The sequence below is a fragment of the Burkholderia sp. MS389 genome (assembly GCF_016899425.1).
GTDB classification, from domain to species: Bacteria; Pseudomonadota; Gammaproteobacteria; order Burkholderiales; family Burkholderiaceae; genus Burkholderia; species Burkholderia sola.
In genome coordinates this window covers 1,306,772-1,323,500 of the sequence record NZ_CP045995.1, presented here as the reverse complement: position 1 = coordinate 1,323,500, position 16,729 = coordinate 1,306,772, and the positions used below count along the sequence as shown (strand labels likewise).

Annotated in this window: 16 protein-coding genes; 8 read left to right on the top strand and 8 right to left on the bottom strand. The window is 68.0% G+C overall.

The features are described 5' to 3' along the window. The first annotated feature begins 781 nt into the window (after positions 1 to 781). From GJG85_RS22320 to GJG85_RS22300, 5 genes are all read left to right on the top strand, one after another. Positions 782 to 1,900, top strand: coding sequence for a branched-chain amino acid ABC transporter substrate-binding protein (locus GJG85_RS22320; RefSeq protein ID WP_050012348.1), 1,119 nt, complete (start codon positions 782 to 784; stop codon positions 1,898 to 1,900). A gap of 182 nt (positions 1,901 to 2,082) precedes the next feature. After that, complete coding sequence (gene livH, locus GJG85_RS22315) at positions 2,083 to 3,009, top strand: high-affinity branched-chain amino acid ABC transporter permease LivH (protein WP_006749488.1); 927 nt, start codon at positions 2,083 to 2,085, stop codon at positions 3,007 to 3,009. An 11-nt stretch (positions 3,010 to 3,020) separates the two neighbouring features. Further along, the gene (locus tag GJG85_RS22310) at positions 3,021 to 4,292 is read left to right on the top strand and encodes a high-affinity branched-chain amino acid ABC transporter permease LivM (protein ID WP_204384421.1); all 1,272 of its coding nucleotides are present in this window, start codon (positions 3,021 to 3,023) and stop codon (positions 4,290 to 4,292) included. Further along, positions 4,289 to 5,062: a high-affinity branched-chain amino acid ABC transporter ATP-binding protein LivG gene (gene livG / locus GJG85_RS22305; RefSeq protein WP_050012350.1), complete on the top strand. Its 774-nt coding sequence runs from the start codon at positions 4,289 to 4,291 to the stop codon at positions 5,060 to 5,062. The genes GJG85_RS22310 and livG overlap by 4 nt, the downstream gene beginning before the upstream one ends. Continuing rightward, entirely contained in the window at positions 5,062 to 5,763 is a 702-nt protein-coding gene (locus GJG85_RS22300) for an ABC transporter ATP-binding protein (RefSeq protein ID WP_006484776.1), read from the top strand. The genes livG and GJG85_RS22300 overlap by 1 nt, the downstream gene beginning before the upstream one ends. A gap of 149 nt (positions 5,764 to 5,912) precedes the next feature. Here GJG85_RS22300 and GJG85_RS22295 read toward each other — a convergent pair whose 3' ends face one another. The 3 genes from GJG85_RS22295 to GJG85_RS22285 all read right to left on the bottom strand — a co-directional run bounded on the left by GJG85_RS22295 (position 5,913) and on the right by GJG85_RS22285 (position 8,213). Continuing rightward, positions 5,913 to 6,320 (bottom strand): DUF2000 domain-containing protein, encoded by a 408-nt coding sequence (locus GJG85_RS22295; RefSeq protein WP_050012351.1) that lies wholly within the window; start codon positions 6,318 to 6,320, stop codon positions 5,913 to 5,915. A 44-nt stretch (positions 6,321 to 6,364) separates the two neighbouring features. Beyond that, positions 6,365 to 7,222 carry an AraC family transcriptional regulator gene (locus tag GJG85_RS22290; protein ID WP_124631613.1) on the bottom strand — a complete coding sequence of 286 codons (858 nt, stop codon included), beginning with the start codon at positions 7,220 to 7,222 and terminating at the stop codon, positions 6,365 to 6,367. Positions 7,223 to 7,295: 73 nt separating this feature from the next. Beyond that, a complete protein-coding gene (locus GJG85_RS22285) occupies positions 7,296 to 8,213 on the bottom strand; it encodes an AraC family transcriptional regulator (protein ID WP_050012353.1) in 918 nt (305 codons plus the stop codon). A gap of 101 nt (positions 8,214 to 8,314) precedes the next feature. Between GJG85_RS22285 and GJG85_RS22280 the strand changes: the two genes are divergently transcribed. Next, entirely contained in the window at positions 8,315 to 9,064 is a 750-nt protein-coding gene (locus tag GJG85_RS22280; protein WP_050012354.1) for an SDR family oxidoreductase, read from the top strand. Between the two features lie 67 nt (positions 9,065 to 9,131). Here the strand turns inward: GJG85_RS22280 and GJG85_RS22275 are convergent, their stop codons facing one another. After that, entirely contained in the window at positions 9,132 to 10,433 is a 1,302-nt protein-coding gene (locus GJG85_RS22275; protein WP_050012355.1) for an aspartate aminotransferase family protein, read from the bottom strand. A gap of 77 nt (positions 10,434 to 10,510) precedes the next feature. Here GJG85_RS22275 and GJG85_RS22270 point away from each other — a divergent pair, with 77 nt between their 5' ends. Then, positions 10,511 to 11,395: a LysR family transcriptional regulator gene (locus GJG85_RS22270; protein WP_204384420.1), complete on the top strand. Its 885-nt coding sequence runs from the start codon at positions 10,511 to 10,513 to the stop codon at positions 11,393 to 11,395. Between the two features lie 13 nt (positions 11,396 to 11,408). On the opposite strand, the gene GJG85_RS22265 is transcribed toward GJG85_RS22270, so the two are convergent. From GJG85_RS22265 to GJG85_RS22250, 4 genes are read right to left on the bottom strand one after another with little or no spacing between them, the layout of a single operon-like run. Continuing rightward, the gene (locus GJG85_RS22265) at positions 11,409 to 12,842 is read right to left on the bottom strand and encodes an isochorismate synthase (RefSeq protein ID WP_050012357.1); all 1,434 of its coding nucleotides are present in this window, start codon (positions 12,840 to 12,842) and stop codon (positions 11,409 to 11,411) included. Then, positions 12,839 to 13,144 (bottom strand): isochorismate lyase, encoded by a 306-nt coding sequence (locus GJG85_RS22260; RefSeq protein ID WP_050012358.1) that lies wholly within the window; start codon positions 13,142 to 13,144, stop codon positions 12,839 to 12,841. Before GJG85_RS22260 ends, GJG85_RS22265 begins: the two co-directional genes overlap by 4 nt. Next, positions 13,141 to 13,914, bottom strand: a complete 774-nt coding sequence (locus GJG85_RS22255; protein ID WP_050012359.1) for an alpha/beta fold hydrolase — start codon at positions 13,912 to 13,914, stop codon at positions 13,141 to 13,143. Before GJG85_RS22255 ends, GJG85_RS22260 begins: the two co-directional genes overlap by 4 nt. Further along, positions 13,911 to 15,563: an AMP-binding protein gene (locus GJG85_RS22250; RefSeq protein ID WP_204384419.1), complete on the bottom strand. Its 1,653-nt coding sequence runs from the start codon at positions 15,561 to 15,563 to the stop codon at positions 13,911 to 13,913. Before GJG85_RS22250 ends, GJG85_RS22255 begins: the two co-directional genes overlap by 4 nt. A 217-nt stretch (positions 15,564 to 15,780) precedes the next feature. Here GJG85_RS22250 and GJG85_RS22245 point away from each other — a divergent pair, with 217 nt between their 5' ends. After that, on the top strand, positions 15,781 to 16,722 hold the full coding sequence (locus GJG85_RS22245) for an AraC family transcriptional regulator (RefSeq protein WP_204384418.1): 942 nt from the start codon (positions 15,781 to 15,783) through the stop codon (positions 16,720 to 16,722). Positions 16,723 to 16,729 lie beyond the last annotated feature (7 nt).

Here is a 16,729-nt window from a genome sequence, read left to right as displayed (position 1 = left end):
CAAAACGGCAGATCACTGGCTGGCGGCTGGGCGACGAGGGGGCGTCGAGGCGGCCCTGAAGCGACTGCGAGGCGCGGCGGGCGCGACTTGCAGGGAGGCTGGCTGGATTGCAGAAGGGAATTCGTATTATTTCATGGATATATCAAAAAGCTTTCAGAGTGTTTAGATTTGACTGGTAAACAGAAAGATTTACCGACTCGCCGAGCGCCCCGTCCTGGTGCGCACTCCCGCAATCATCAGTCGATTGATTTCCAGCGACCGGGCCCTTGGTAGCCCGAAAAATACGAAACCGAGAACCGCCCCTCGCCAAACACCAAGCCCAGCAAGGAACCCACCCCGATCCCCCTACCAAATAGCAACCCGATTGCACCCAAAGCAACCGTCCCCGCCTCCCGGAAGTTGCACCCCCATCGCCACCCACCCATCTCAAAAACCTACGTGTTTTCCCTCAATCGACAGGCATTTTTGACAGACGATTGAAAAACGCCCATATAATTTCGGCTGCCTTGCCAATGGCTGTCGGACCATCCCTCCGAACCAGCGATTTGGCAAGCGGGGCAGGCGAAACGCTTGCGCAATGCAAGACGCATCACGATGTCTTTCCGAACCAGACGTCCCCTTCGGGGACTGCAAGAGCCGGGCCCCGCTACGCAACATTCCGCTGGAGTTCCGTCTTCTATGTGTCTCGGGCGTGTCCCCTGTCCTCGCCCCGGGTGCTGTTCGATTGCGCAAGTCATGCCGCCTTTGCCCGTATGACTAAACAACATCGAGGAGCTCCCAGATGACGCTGTCCCGTCTTACGTCCATTTCCGTCGCCGCCGTGCTGTTCGCCGCCGGCGCCGCCGCCGCGCAAGCGGAAACCGTGAAGATCGCCATCGCCGGTCCGATGAGCGGCTCGGTCGCCCAATACGGCGACATGGTGAAGGCCGGCGCGCTGACCGCGATCGAACAGATCAATGCAGCCGGCGGTGCGGGCGGCAACAAGTTCGAAGTCGTGCTGATGGACGACGCGTGCGAACCGAAGCAAGCCGTCGCCGTCGCCAACAAGATCGTCAGCCAGAAGATCAAGTACGTGATCGGCCACGTGTGCTCGGGTTCGACGATTCCGGCGTCGGACATCTACGAGAACGAGGGCATCGTGATGGTCACGCCGTCGGCCACCGCGCCGCAACTGACGGAAGGCAAGAAGCGCCACTTCATCTTCCGCACGATCGGCCGCGACGACCAGCAAGGCCCGGCCGCCGCGCACTACATCATCAACAACGTGAAGCCGAAGAAGGTCGCGGTCCTGCACGACAAGCAGTCGTACGGCCAGGGCATCGCGTCGTCGGTGAAGAAGGACCTCGAAGCCGCGAAGATCCCGGTCGTGCTGTTCGAAGGCGTCAACGCCGGCGATTCGGACTACTCGGCGATCATCACGAAGCTGAAGTCGCAAGGCGTCGATTTCGTCTACTTCGGCGGCTACCACCCGGAAATGGGCCTGCTGATGCGCCAGGCGCGCGAGCAGGGCGTGAAGGCGACGTTCATGGGGCCTGAAGGCGTGGGCAACAAGGACGTGACGGCGATCGCCGGCCCGGCTTCGGAAGGCATGCTCGTGACGCTGCCGGCCGACTTCTCGGCCGATCCGGCCAACGCGGCGCTCGTGAAGGCATTCGCGGACAAGAAGCGCGACGCGAACGGCCCGTTCCAGATGCCGGCGTACGCAGCGGTGAAGATCATCGCCGACTCGATCGCGGGCGCGAAGACGACCGACCCGACGAAGGTCGCCGCGTACATGCACAAGACGACGTTCGACACGCCGATCGGCAAGGTCGCGTATGACGCACAGGGCGACCTGAAGGCGTTCAAGTTCGTCGTCTACACGTGGCACAAGGACGCGACGAAGACCGCCGCCAAGTAATACGGAGTACCCGCCCGCGCACCCGCCCTGTCCGAAACCCGGACGGGGCGGGTGCGCATTGGTCGCGCTTCTGACCCGTGCGCGCCAAAGGGCGGCCCGAGACGACACCGTGCGTTGCGCGCGGCCGACCGCCGTGATCCGGCGGCGGCACGCGACGCAATGCCAACGGGAGCTTCCCGCACATGACTGACTTCTTTCCTCAATTCGCCCAGCAGCTGGTCAACGGCCTGACGCTGGGTGCGATCTATGCGTTGATCGCCATCGGCTATTCGATGGTCTACGGCATCATCGGCATGATCAACTTCGCCCACGGCGAGATCTACATGATCGGCGCGTACGTGGGCCTCGTGACCCTCACGGCGATCGGCATCTCCGCCGGCTATCCGCTGCCGCTCGTGCTCGGCGCCGCGCTGATCGTGTCGGTGATCGTCACCGGCCTGTACGGCTTCGCGGTCGAGCGCGTCGCGTATCGTCCGCTGCGCGGCGGCCCGCGCCTCGTGCCGCTGATCTCCGCGATCGGCATGTCGATCTTCCTGCAGAACTACGTGCAGATCGGCCAGGGCGCGCGCGACGTGTCCGTGCCCGTGCTGATCTCCGGCGCGTTCGAGATCCATCTCGGCGGCGACTTCGACGTGACGATTCCGTATGCGCGCCTGTTGATCGTCTGCGTGACGCTGGTGCTGATGATCGCGCTCACGCTGTTCATCTCGCATTCGCGGATGGGCCGGGCGTGCCGCGCGTGCGCCGAGGACATGAAGATGGCGAACCTGCTCGGCATCGACACGAACCGCGTGATCTCGTTCACGTTCGTGCTCGGCGCGATGCTGGCGGCCGTCGGCGGCGTGCTGATCGGGCTGACGATCGGCAAGCTGAATCCGTATATCGGCTTCGTCGCGGGCATCAAGGCGTTCACCGCCGCGGTGCTCGGCGGGATCGGCAGCATCCCGGGCGCGATGCTCGGCGGCGTGCTGCTGGGCCTCGCCGAAACCTTTGCCGCAGGCTACATGCCGGCCGAGTACAAGGACGTGGTTGCGTTCGGCCTGCTCGTGCTGATCCTGCTCTTCCGCCCGACCGGCCTGCTCGGCAAGTCGGACATCGAAAAGGTTTGAGGGAGACGCAGATGAGTCAAGTCATTTCCGTTCGCCGCCCGGCCGCCGACGCATCGATCGGCCAGGCGTTGAAAAATGCGGTGGCCGCCGCGACCCTGACGGCGATCCTCACGATTCCGGTGCTCGGGCTGCAACTGAAGCTCGATGGTTACCAGGTGGTGCTGACGCCGCACTGGCGCCCGGTATGGATCGCGGTCGCGGCCGTGTTCCTGTTCCAGTTGTTCAAGCCGTGGCTCGTGCGCGCGAAATCGGCGGTGAAGCTGCCGGCGATGCCCGCGATGGGCGCGCGGCAGCAGCGCGCGATCATCTGGGTGCTGCTCGCCGTTGGCCTCGTGTGGCCGTTCTTCGGCTCGCGCGGCGCGGTGGACGTCGCGACGCTCGCGCTGATCTACGTGATCCTCGGCCTCGGGCTGAACATCGTGGTCGGGTTCGCGGGGCTGCTGGATCTCGGCTATGTCGGCTTCTATGCGGTCGGCGGCTATACGTACGCGATGCTGAACCAGTATTTCGGATTGTCGTTCTGGGCGTGCCTGCCGATCGCGGCGATCGCCGCGGCGACGTTCGGCTTCCTGCTCGGCTTCCCGGTGCTGCGCCTGCGCGGCGACTATCTGGCGATCGTCACGCTCGGCTTCGGCGAAATCATCCGCCTGCTCGCGAACAACCTGACGAGCCTCACCGGCGGTCCGGACGGCATCTCGAGCATTCCGAAGCCGACGGTGTTCGGCTTCGAGATGGCGCGCTCGGCGAGCGTCGAAGGCGCGAAGACCTTCCATGAACTGATCGGGCTGGAATACAGCGGCGAGCACATGGTGATCTTCCTGTACCTGATCGCGCTGGTGCTGGTCGGCTTCACGCTGTTCGTGACGAGCCGCCTGATCCGCATGCCGATGGGCCGCGCGTGGGAAGCGCTGCGCGACGACGAGATCGCATGCCGGTCGCTGGGGCTGAACCCGACGCGGATCAAGCTGTCGGCGTTCACGCTCGGCGCGGCGTTCGCGGGGATCGGCGGCGCGTTCTTCGCGGCGCGTCAGGGCCTCGTGAATCCCGAATCGTTCACCTTCATCGAATCGGCGCTGATCCTCGCGATCGTCGTGCTCGGCGGGACGGGCTCGCAGCTCGGCGTGATTCTCGCGGCGATCCTGCTGACCGTGCTGCCGGAAGTCGCGCGCGGGTTCGCCGAATACCGGATGCTGATCTTCGGTCTCGTGATGGTGTTGATGATGATGTGGCGTCCGCAGGGCCTCTTGCCCGCGAGCCGTCCCCACGTGGAGCTGCCGCAATGAGCGCGAATACGGAACTGTTGAAGGTCGCCGGGCTGCAGATGCGCTTCGGCGGGTTGCTCGCGGTGGACGGCATCGATTTCGACGTGCGCCGCGACGAGGTGTTCGCGATCATCGGGCCGAACGGCGCGGGCAAGACCACTGTGTTCAACTGCGTCGGCGGCTTCTACAAGCCGACCGGCGGCGACGTCGTGCTCGACGGTCACGCGATCGCGGGCTTGTCGAGCCATCAGATCGCGTTGAAGGGCCTGGTGCGCACGTTCCAGAACATCCGCCTGTTCAAGTCGCTGACCGTCGTCGAGAACCTGCTCGTCGCACAGCATCGCAAGGTGAAGGCCGGGTTGCTGCACGGCCTGTTCGCGACGCCTGCGTATCGTCATGCCGAGAAGGAAGCGCTCGAACGCGCGGCCGTGTGGCTCGACCGGATGGGGCTGACGGCGGTCGCCAACCGGCCGGCCGGCACGCTGTCGTACGGGCATCAGCGGCGTCTGGAGATCGCGCGCTGCATGATCACCGAGCCGCGCCTGCTGATGCTCGATGAGCCGGCGGCCGGCCTCAACCCGCAGGAAAAGATCGAGCTGCAGCACCTGATCGACACGCTTCGCCGCGAATTCGGCGTATCGGTGCTGCTGATCGAACACGACATGAGCCTCGTGATGGGCGTGTCCGACCGCATCCTCGTGATGGAGCACGGCCGGCCGATCGTGATCGGCACGCCGGAAGCGGTCCGCAACGACCCGCGCGTGATCAAGGCCTATCTGGGGGAAGAGTGATGCTGAAGCTGGAACAGGTCCATACGCACTACGGCGCGGTCGAGGCGCTCGCGGGCGTGTCGATCGAGGTGAACAAGGGCGAGATCGTCACGCTGATCGGCAGCAACGGCGCCGGCAAGACGACGTTGATGATGACGGTATGCGGTACGCCGCGCGCGTCGTCGGGCCGCGTGCTGTTCGAGGGCAACGACATCACCGCGATGTCGACGCACCAGATCATGCGGCAGGGGATGGCGATCTCGCCGGAAGGGCGGCGCGTGTTTCCGAGCCTCACGGTGCTCGAGAACCTGAAGATGGGCGGCTTCTTCGCGAGCCGTCACGAGATCGACGACGGCATCGAGCACGTGTTCAAGCTGTTTCCGCGCCTGAAGGAACGCGCGGCGCAGCGTGCCGGCACGATGTCGGGCGGCGAGCAGCAGATGCTGGCGATCGGCCGTGCGCTGATGAGCAAGCCGCGGTTGCTGCTGCTCGACGAACCCACGCTCGGCCTCGCGCCGCTCGTGATCGCACAGATCTTCGACATCATCCGGACGATCCGCGACGAAGGCGTCACGGTGTTCCTCGTCGAACAGAACGCGAACAAGGCGCTCGGCGTGGCCGATCGCGGCTACGTGCTCGAAACGGGGCGCGTGGTGCTGGCCGACACGGGCGCGAACCTGCTCGCGAACGACCGGATCAAGCAGGCGTATCTCGGCGGTTGATCGACGGGACGCCGCCGGCCTGCAACGGGCCGGCGGCGCAGCCGTCGTCTTGCAGGGAACATGTGGCCGGATTGGCTTCGTTCGCTGCAAATTCGGCTACATGGGCCCAAACGCGGATCGAACGAAAGCGGCGGGGTTGCCCGACCCGCTTACGCATGCAACGCCAGCCCTTTCACCGCCTTGTCGACGGCCTTCTTCGGCCCGTGCAACGCCAGGCCGACCAGATCGGGATTGTCCGCATCCTCGGCGCGAAACGCTTCGCGGTTGGCCGTATCGTGCCCGGTCGAGAACATCGCGCGCACGTAGGGCACGATCATTAGCTCGCGCGACAGCGCCTGCCGGTGCGCGGCCTGCAACCCGTTCAGGTCCGCCGCGAACACCATCATCGGCTGGCCGAGCATCCGGCCATAGCGGCGCCCCGCGGCATCCTCGTAAGGCTCGCCGAGTGCGTCCGGCGCACCGGCCGCGACACCCGTCGCGAGAAACGCGACCACGTTGAGTTTCTGCCACGCGGCGAGATCGTCGCGCACGATCAGCGCTACTTTGGTATCGAACATGCTTGCTCCTGGTTGGAGCGCTCATGATCGGACGTCGTGCGCGATCAGTCTGGAACGTTTGTGCAGAGTTGCCGGTATGCGGCCGGCGTGATCCGGTACGCGCGGCGGAACCAGCGGCCGAGGTGGCTCTGGTCCGCGAAACCGACGTCGGCGGCCGCCTGCGCGGGCGTGCGGCCGGCGGCCAGCAGCCTGCGCGCGGCGCGCAGCCGCAAGCGCACGAGGTACGCGTGCGGCGACGTGCCGAACGCGCGCTGGAACATCCGCGTGAGCCGGAACCGGTCGACGCCGGCGACGCTCGCGAGTTCGTCGAGGCCGATGTTGTCGTCCATGTGTTCGTGCAGCAGGTCGCGCACGCGGACGATCGCGGGCGGCACGACGCCGCTTTCCAGCGCGGGCGGGCGGCCTAGCTGGCTGCCGAGCCGCATCAGCAGGCGGTCGAGCGTCTGGTCGCGCGCGAGCCGGCCTTCGTTGTCGTGGAGCGCGAAGAACGCATTCCGGATCGCGTCGACGAGGCCGCGATCGTCGACGAGCGTATGGCCGAACGTGGCTTCGACGCTGCCCAGGCCCGGCAGGTCGAGCCGGCGCGCGGCGCGCTCGACCCACGCTTGCGGCAGGTACAGCATCCCGTACGTGAAGCCGCCGGCTTCGGGCGCGTGGCCGTCGTGCATCGCGCCCGGCTCGATCAGGATCGCGCGGCCCGGCACGCTCGTATGCAGCGAACGATGGCACTGGAAGCGCTGCACGCCCTGTTCGGTGAAGCCGACGAGCATGTCGTCGTGATCGTGCGCATCGTACGCATGGCCGTTGAAATGCGCGTGCAGGCTTTCGATGCCGGTCTCCGCGTCGCGACGCGCGACGAGCCAGTGGTCGGTCGTGCCGGCGGCCTTGGCGTCTGTCGTCATCGGGGGCCTCGACCGTCGTCGCGGCGTGACGCAACGGGGTTGCAGGTGGCGGAACAGAGAGGGCGGGTGCGGTTCATGATTCGCTCACCGTCGCCTGTTCGTCGCGCGCATATTGCGCGGGCGGCCGGCCGACGTGCCGCGCGAACGCGACGCTGAAGGTGCTTGCCGAGCTGTAGCCGACGCGCGCCGCGATTTCGGCGATGCGGCCTTCGTTGCGGCGGAGCAGATCCTTCGCGAGCGCCATGCGCCACGTCAGCAGGTATTCCATCGGCGCGACGCCGACCGCGCGGCTGAAGCGTTCGAAGAACGTGGAGCGCGACAGCGCGGCTTCCTTCGCGAGTTCGACGATCGTCCACGGGTGCGCGGGGCATTCGTGCATCCGCCGGAGCGCGGCGGCGAGGCGACTGTCGGCGAGCCCGCGCACGAGCCCGGGCGACGCGTGCGTGCCGGTCGTGAACCGCATCGCCTCGATCAGCAGCACTTCCAGCAGACGCGCCAGCACGATCTCGCGGGCCGGCCGTTGCGCGCGCGATTCGTCGCGCACCAGTTGCACGAGGGTAGTCAGCCGCGGCTCGCCGCGTACGTGCACGAAGCGCGGCAGCAGCGACACCAGCAGTGCCGCATCGGGCGAACCGAAGCTGCAGTTGCCGGCCATCATCCGCGTGTCGACCGGGTTCGCGGGGTCGCCGATCCGGTATTCGCCGGGCTCGATCATGACGGGCGGCGCGGTCTCGACACCCGGCGGCGGCGGTTCGAGGCTCGACATCGCGACGCCGTAGGCGGCCGGAATCAGCATGAAATCGCCGGCCAGCAACTCGATCGGCGCGTGCCCGTCGATCGCGATCCGGCAGCCGCCGTCGAGGACCGCGCAATAGAACGGCTCGCCGGCGACCGTGCGGTTGATCGCCCACGGGCTCGCGCCGCGCACGTACTTCGCGTACCGCGCGCCCGGTTGCAGCAGCGTCACGACTTCGGTCAGCGGGTCGATCATCGCCGGACTCTCGCAAAAGAAAAGCGGATTGTCGATTGTAGCGAATACGGCGCCGGCCCTCTATCGTACGAACACATGCTCAACACACCCGAGGAGTTCGCATGAAAACTGTATTGATTACCGGCTGTTCTTCCGGCTTCGGCCTCGAAATCGCCCGCTATTTTCTCGCGCGCGACTGGCAGGTCGTCGCGACGATGCGCACGCCGAGCGACGACGTGCTGCCGCCGGCGGAGCGCCTGCGCGTGCTGCCGCTCGACGTGACGAACGCGGACAGCATTCGCGCCGCGGTCGACGCCGCCGGCCCGATCGACGTGCTCGTCAACAACGCGGGCTTCGGCGCGGCCGCGCCGGCCGAACTCACGCCGCTTGACACGGTGCGCGCGCTGTTCGACACCAACACGATCGGCACGATCGCGGTGACGCAGGCCGTGCTGCCGCAGTTTCGCGCGCGCGGCGCCGGCGTGGTCGTGAACGTCACGTCGAGCGTGACGCTGAAGGCGCTGCCGCTGGTCAGCGCGTACCGGGCGAGCAAGGCGGCGGTCAACGCCTATACCGAATCGATGGCGGTCGAACTCGAGCCATTCGGCGTGCGCACGCATCTCGTGCTGCCGGGCCGCGCGCCCGATACGCGTTTCGCGGACAACGCACGGGGCAACATGCACGGCTTCGAGCACGAAGCGTATGCGGACTTCGTCGGCAAGGCCGTCGCGCGAATGCTCGATGCGTCGGGGCCGATCACCCATGCGCAGGACGTCGCCGAAGCCGTGTGGCGCGCGGCGACCGATCCGTCGAGCCCGATGCGCATTCCGGCTGGCGCCGACGCACAAGCGTGGGCGGCGGAAGCGGGTTGAACGATCGGAACCCGTCGCACCGGCAGGTTGAGCCGGTGCGACGGACCGAGTGAGGCGGTGAAGAACGTTAAAGCGCGCGCGTGATCGCCTGCTCCAGCAGCGACAGGCCGAGGTCGATCTCGTCTTCGCTGACGGTCAGCGGCGGTGCGATCCGGAACACGCCGCCCATGCCGGGCAACTGCACGATGTTCATGCTGAGCCCGAGCTTCATGCACTCGCGCGTGATCTTCGCGCCGAGGCCGTCCGCCGGCTCCTTCGTGCGGCGATCCTTGACGATCTCGACGCCGAGCAGCAGCCCGCGCCCGCGCACGTCGCCGATGCAGTCGAAGCGCTCCATCAGGTCGAGCAGCCCGCGCCGCAGCCGCTCGCCCATCGTGTTCGCGCGCGCGACGAGACCGTCGCGCTGCACGACGTCGAGCACGCGCAGGCCGACGGCGGCCGGCAGCGGGTCGGACACGTGCGTCGTGTAGAACAGGTAGCCGAGCTCGTGCGCGCGTTCCTCGATGGCCGCGGACGTGACCATCGCCGCGAGCGGCAGCCCGGCGCCGAGCGTCTTCGACAGCGTCAGGATGTCGGGTGTCACGCCGTCGCGCTGGCACGCGAACATCGTGCCGGTGCGGCCGACGCCCGTTTGTGCTTCGTCGAGGATCAGCAGCATCCCGCGTGCGTCGCACTTGCGCTTGAGCGCGGCCATATAGCCTTCCGGCAACTCGATGATCCCGCCCGAACTGAGAATCGGCTCCGCGATGAACGCGGCGAGGTTGCCGCTCGACTGACGGTCGATCAGGTCGAACGCGTAGTCGAGTTCGGCGAGCGGGTCGTACGCGCCGTTGCGCTCGAAGCGCGGCCGGTACGCGAACGGCGCCGGAATCGCGAACGAGCCGACCGACGCCGGTCCGACGCCCTTGCGGCCGGCGCTGTACGTGGCCGACGCGGCGGCGCCCGTCATCCCGTGCCACGACTGCGCGAAGCCGACGATCTCGTACTTGCCGGTGACGAGCTTCGCCATCCGGATCGCCGCCTCGTTCGATTCCGCGCCGGTGCTGAGCAGCAGCGCGCGGTCGAGTCCGGCGGGCGTGATATCGGCGAGGCGCGTCGCGAGATCGACGACCGGCCGCGACAGCATCCCGCTGAACAGGTGATCGAGCTTGCCCGCGTATTCGCCGATCACGGACACGATCTCCGGATGGCTGTGGCCGAGTACCGCGCTCATCTGGCCCGACGTGAAATCGAGGATCGCACGGCCGTCGGCGTCGTACACGAAGCTGCCTTTCGCGCGCTCGACGATCATCGGCTCGAACGTGCCGCCGTAGCGGACCAGATGCTGCCTGGCGTTTCGCCAGAAGGTTGCGTCGTCGTTCAGGGACATGGGCGTCTCCGGGCAAAAGGGCAGGGATCGCTTGCAGTCTAGGCGCGCGTCTGGTTTGATGGAAACGAATAGTTCTAATGCAAGCTAGAAAAGGGGCTAATACCTTGGCGCTTTCGCTCGAAATCGACCTGCTGCGCTCGTTCGTCGTGATCGCCGAGGTGCGCGCGTTGAGCCGCGCGGCCGCGCGCGTCGGCCGCACGCAATCCGCGCTCAGCCAGCAGATGAAGCGGCTCGAGGAAGTGGTCGACCAGCCGCTGTTCCAGCGCACCGGCCGCGGCGTGGTGCTCACGCATCCGGGCGAGCGGCTGCTCGTGCATGCGCAGCGCATCCTGCGGCTGCACGACGAGGCGATGGCCGATCTGTGCGGCACGGGGCTGTCGGGGACGATCCGGTTCGGCTGCCCGGACGATTACGCGCAAGTGTGGCTGCCGTCGCTGCTGCGGCAGTTTTCGAGCCAGCATCCGCAGGCGATCGTCGAAGTGGTCTGCGGGCCGACGCCGCGGCTCGTCGAACAGCTGGAGAAGCGCGCGGTCGATCTGGCGATGATTTCCGTGCCGGACGACGGTGCGACCGGCGACATCATTCGCCGCGAGCAACTGGTCTGGATCGGCTATCCGGGGCTCGATCCCGCGCATTTCGATCCGCTGCCGCTGGCGCTGTCCGATCGCGATACGCTCGATCACGTTGCCGCGTGCGACGCGTTGAACCGCGCCGGCCGCGACTATCGCGTCGCGTATGCGAGCAGCAGCCTCGCCGGGCTGATCGCGCTGGTGCGTTCGGGGCAGGCGTTCGCGGTGATGACACAGACGGCCGTGCCGGCCGACGTCGCGATCGTCAACGGCGATCCGCATTTGCCGCCGTTGCCGGCGGTGGGCATTACGCTGCGGTTCGACCGGAAGCGACCGTCGCACCTGACCGCCGCATTCGCCGACCATATCCGGCAAACGCTGCCATTGCTTTGACGGTCGACGCGGATCAGTCGACCATCGACGAGGCCGACATCTGCGTGCGGCCACGCGTCTGCGCGGCCGCATCGCGCACGCGGATTGCCGCCTGCATGCCCGATAGCTTCAGTTCGGTTTCCTGATATTCGTTGCCCGGCTCGGACTCGGCGACGATGCCGCAGCCCGCGAACAGCCGGCACGCGCCGCCCGCGACCAGCGCCGAGCGCAGCGCGACGATGAAATCGCCGTTGCCGTGCGCGTCGATCCAGCCGATCGGCGCCGCATACCAGCCGCGATCGAAGCCTTCGTGCGCACGGATGTGGTCGAGCGCCGGTGCGCGCGGATGGCCGGCCACCGCGGGCGTCGGATGCAGCGCGGCGACGACCTGCAACAGCGACGCATCCGCATTCAGCGCCGCGCGGATCGGCGTGCTCAGGTGCTGCAGCTTCGGCAGCCGGTGCAGCGACGGTTGATCGGGCACGTCGAGCGTGCGCGCCAGCGGCGCGAGCGCGGCACGGATCGCGTCGACGACGAGCGCGTGTTCGAGCCGTTCCTTCGCCGAAGCCATCAGCGCGGCGCCGAGCGCGCGATCGTCGTCGGGCGTCGCGCCGCGCCGGATCGTGCCGGCCAGCGCATGCGTGCGCACGTCGCCGGCCGCGACACGCGCGAGCCGTTCCGGCGTGGCGCCGACGAAGCACGCCCCGTCGCGACGGACGGCGAACAGGTGCGCATGCGCATCGCGCCGCCGCAGACGGCGCAGCAGCGGCGCGATCGCGACGGGCCGCGCGTACCGTTCGAGCACGTCGCGGGCGAGCACGACCTTGCCGAACGCGCCGTCGCGGATCGCGTCCACTGCGCGACGGACTTCGTGCTGCCATTCGCTCGCCCGCAGCGCCTGCGTGTGCAGCAGTTGCGGCGGATCGTCCTCCGCGGCCTCGGCAAGCGCACCGAGCGACTCGATCCGCGCGAGACACGCATGCGCGAGCGCGGCCGGATCGTCGTGGGCGGCGACGACCTGCTGGCAGACGGCCCAGTACGCGTCGCCTTCGCGCACGATCAGCAGCCGCGCCAGCGTCATGCTCGCATCGGGAAACGGCGCCCAGTGCGCGCTGCGCGGGCCCTGCGAATCGAACCGGAAGCCGCCGACCAGCCGCGGCGGCTGCGGGCCGGCCGTGACCGCGTCGCGCACGAGCGTGCGCCAGCGCGCGTCGATCTGCGCGAAGCGCGTGTCGCCGGTGGCGCGCAGTTCGACGGCGCAGTCCCAGCCGAACAGCGTGACGGACGCATCGCCGGCTTCGTGGAAGCACCACGGCGTGACGCCGTCGTCCCACGCGGCGATCAGGTCGAAGAAGTCGAGCGGGCGCAGCGGCACCGAGACCGACGCGAGCGTCGCCGTGCCGGTGGCGGCGGCGCGGCGGGCCGCCCGCGCGAACGTGTCGTGCAGCAGCGGAAGGCCGGCGTTCATGCGAGCCCCCGCTGTTGTCGCCAGTATTGCGTCTGCTGCGCGATGTACCACGCGATGAGCTGGACGAACAGCGTCTCGACGTAGTCGGCGTCGAGGCCAGCCTGTTCGGCCCAGCGGCGCCGGTCGGGCAGCATCGCGGCCACCCGCTCCGGCGCGGCGATGCTCGCTTCGTCCGGCTTGAAGCGCGACGCGGCCAACACGTACTGCATGCGCCGGCCGAGCGCGTCGATGATGTCGGCGTCCAGGCGATCGATCGCTTCGCGAATGTCGGGAAGCCCCATGCAGGCGTCCGGTGTTTTCATGTGTACTCCTTTCCGTAACGAAGGGACTGGTCGATCCGTTCGACCAGATGGGCGATCACCGCCGGGTATTGGTGCCGCAGATAGAAGTGGTCGCCGTTGAACGTCTGGACGCGGATCGGCCGCGTCGCGACGTCCTGCCACGCCTGCGCCTCGTCGTTGTCCAGCTCGGGATCGGCGAGCGGCAGCATCACGCCGAGCGGCGCATCGATGCGCGGCGGGCGGTCGCGCCGATACGTTTCGATCGCGCGGTAGTCGTGGCGGATCATCGGCAGGTAGATCGCGCGCATTTCAGGATCGGCGAGGAGCGCGGCGTGCTCGCCGGACAGCCGGGCGACATCGCCGACGAGCGCGTCGTCGGATTGCAGGTGCAGATCCGACGGGCGCTGGCGATGCGGCGGCGGCAGCGCGGAAACGGCCACGTAAAGCGGCGCGGCGCCGCGCGCTTCGAGCCGCACCGCGACCTCGTACGCGAGCGCCGCGCCGAGGCTGTGCCCGAACAGCACGAGCGGCGCGTGCGCATAGCGTTGCAGCGCGTCGGCGGCCGGGCCGGCGAGCGCGTCGATCGAGTGCAGGCACGGCTCGCCGAAGCGTTCCTCGCGGCCCGGATACTGCAGCGCGAGCAGATCGACGTCCCACGGCAGCGCACGGCGCCAGCCGCGAAAGAAATTCGCGGTGCCGCCTGCATGCGGAAAGCAGACGAGTTGCGCGCGCGGGCACGGCGACAGCCGCAGCTCGCGAATCCAGTGCGAATCGGTCGCGCGCGTGCTCATGCGGCCGCCGGCTGCAACTGGCGGCGCAACAGGTCGCGCAGCGATTTCTTGCTGGTCTTGCCGATGCCGGTTTCCGGAAAACGCGGCATGAATTCGATGCGGTCGGGGATCTTGAACGCCGCGAGCCCGCAGTCGCGCAGATAACGTTTCAGCACCAGTCTGGACGGGGCCGGCGTGCGTGCGACGACGAACGCGCAGGTCCGTTCGCCGAGCATCGGGTCGGGCATCGCGACGACCGCCGCGTCGTGCACCTGCGGATGCGCGAGCAACAGGTTTTCCACTTCCTCGGCGGAGATCTTCTCGCCGCCGCGGTTGATCTGATCCTTGTCGCGACCTTCGACGACGAGGTCGCCGTCGGCGGTGCGCCGCACGCGGTCGCCGCTGCGATAGAAGCCGTCGGCCGTGAATGCCGTCGCGTCGTGCTCCGCGAGCCGGTAGTAGCCGCGGATCGTGTACGGGCCGCGTACCTGCAGTTCGCCGATTTCGCCGGGCGCGACCGGTGCGCCGGTTTCATCGACGATGCGCACTTCGTCGCCGTCCGACACGGGGCGGCCCTGCGTGTGCGCGATGCGCTCGGGCGCATCGTCGAGCCGCGTGCAGCAGATGAGCCCTTCGGCCATGCCGAACACCTGCTGCAGCCGGCAGCCGAGCACAGGCGTCACGCGCGCGGCCGCGTGGTCCATCAGCCGTGCGCCGCCGACCTGCAGCACGCGCAGGCTCGACAGGTCGGCCTGTCGTTGCGGCTGCTCGTCGAGCCACAGCAACGCGAGCGGCGGCACGAGCGCGGTATGCGTGACGCGTTCCTGCGCGATCAGCGCGAAGCTTTGATCGGGCTCGGGCCGTACGGTCGTCACGACCCGGCCGCCCGCGAGCAATGCGCCGATCGTGCCGGGGCAGCACAGCGTGAAGTTGTGCGCCATCGGCAGCGCGGCGAGATAGACGGTGTCGGCGTCGAACCCGCTCGCGGCGCTGCACGCGCGCACGTTGTACAGATATTCGCGATGGCGGCGCGGAATCAGCTTCGGCGTGCCGGTTGTGCCCCCCGACAACTGGAAGCACGCGATGTCGTCGGCGCTTGCCGCGCAGGCGTGCACGGGCGGCGCGCCGTACAGCGTATCGAACGGCGTGAACGCGTGATCGTCGCCGGCCATCACGACGTGCTCGAGCGTCGGGCAGTCGGCTTGCAACGCGGCCGCGAGCGGCCGGCAGTCGAAATCGCCGAGTGGCGACGCGCCGAGGTACGCACGCGCGCCGGCGAAGCGGCAGAACGCGCCGATCTCGTAGTGACGGTGCGCGGGCAGCGCGAGCACCGGCCGCACGCCGAGCTGGAACAGCGCGAAGCACGTCTCGATGAAGCGCGCGTCGTTCGGCAACTGGACGACGACCGTATCGCCGCGCGTCAGGCCGAGCCGCGCGAGGCCGCCCGCGACGCGGCGAATGCGCGCCAGCAGATCGCGATAGCACAGCCGGAGCGTGCCGTCGACGATCGCGAGCGCGTCGGGATGGCGCTGCGCGCAGGCATCGAGCGCGTCGAAGAACGTCGTGTCCTGCCAGTAGCCGACGTCGCGGTAGCGGCGCACGAACGCGTCGGGCCAGTCGGGCGCGTCGGCCGGTACGGCCGCCGCCACGGAAGAAGGGGAGGATTGCATGCGCTGACCTCGAGCTCCGGCAAGTTGTCAAAAATTGTAAATGAGAGGTATTATCATTTAGAACAGGTGCTGCGATAGCGCCGTTTCTTTTGATATCGCGGCAATTTCGTTCGATCGGGCGTCGATCGCGCGGCGCCCGCCCGGTCCGGCCGGACAATCGGCCGGTTGCCGCCGGCGTGCGCCGGCCCGCGCGTGCCGCCTCACCAACGGACCTCCGATGAGATCGACTTCCTTCGCTTCGTCACGACGTCACCCGCCGGTGCTCGTGCCCGGCAATCATCCGGGCGTGGTGCACATCGACGCGGGCATGAAACTCATGAGCGGCACGCTGTGCTCGGACAGCCGCGACTGGTACGAGGAGCCGCTCGAAAAAGGGCTGAAGCTCGTCCTCGTGCAGAGCGGGCAGTTACGCTGCCGCGTGCCGGGCCAGCCCGAGCAATGCATCAAGGGGCCGGGCCTGTGCGTGATCGCCAACGACGGCGAATTCACGACGCACCAGATCTACGATCGCGACGTGCCGCTGCGCTACACGATCGTGCAGCTCGGCCTCGACGCGCTCGATCGCAACCTGAGCCTGCTGCCGGAGAAGATGCTCGCGCCGACGGGCGGCGATCCGCGCATCGTCAGTTGCCCGGCGTCGAAGGCGCTGCAGGCGCTCGCCGTGCAGATCGCCACCTGCCCGTTCGATGGCGCGGTGCGCGAGTACTACCTGAAGGCGAAGGCGTTCGAGCTGACCGCGCTGAGCGCGCAGTTGCTGGCCACGCAGCGGCAATCGGCGCCGGCCGACGTGCGCGTCACGTCGTCGGATGTCGAGCGCGTGTACGCGGCGAGCGACATCCTGACGCGCGAGCTTCAGCATCCGCCGACGCTCGACGCGCTCGCGAGCCGCGTCGGGATGAATTCGCGCAAGCTGACGGCCGGCTTCCGCAAGGTATTCGGCACGAGCGTGTACGCGTATCTGCAGGAATACCGGCTGCGGACCGCGCACGCGATGCTGTGCGCGGAGGATGCGAACGTGTCGACCGTCGCGTACCGCGTCGGCTACAGCCCCGCGCATTTTTCGATCGCGTTCCGCAAGCGCTACGGCATTTCGCCGAGCGATATCCGCGTGTCGTCGAACGCGATCGACGACCACGAACGGGTGGGCGCGGCGATCTAAAACAACT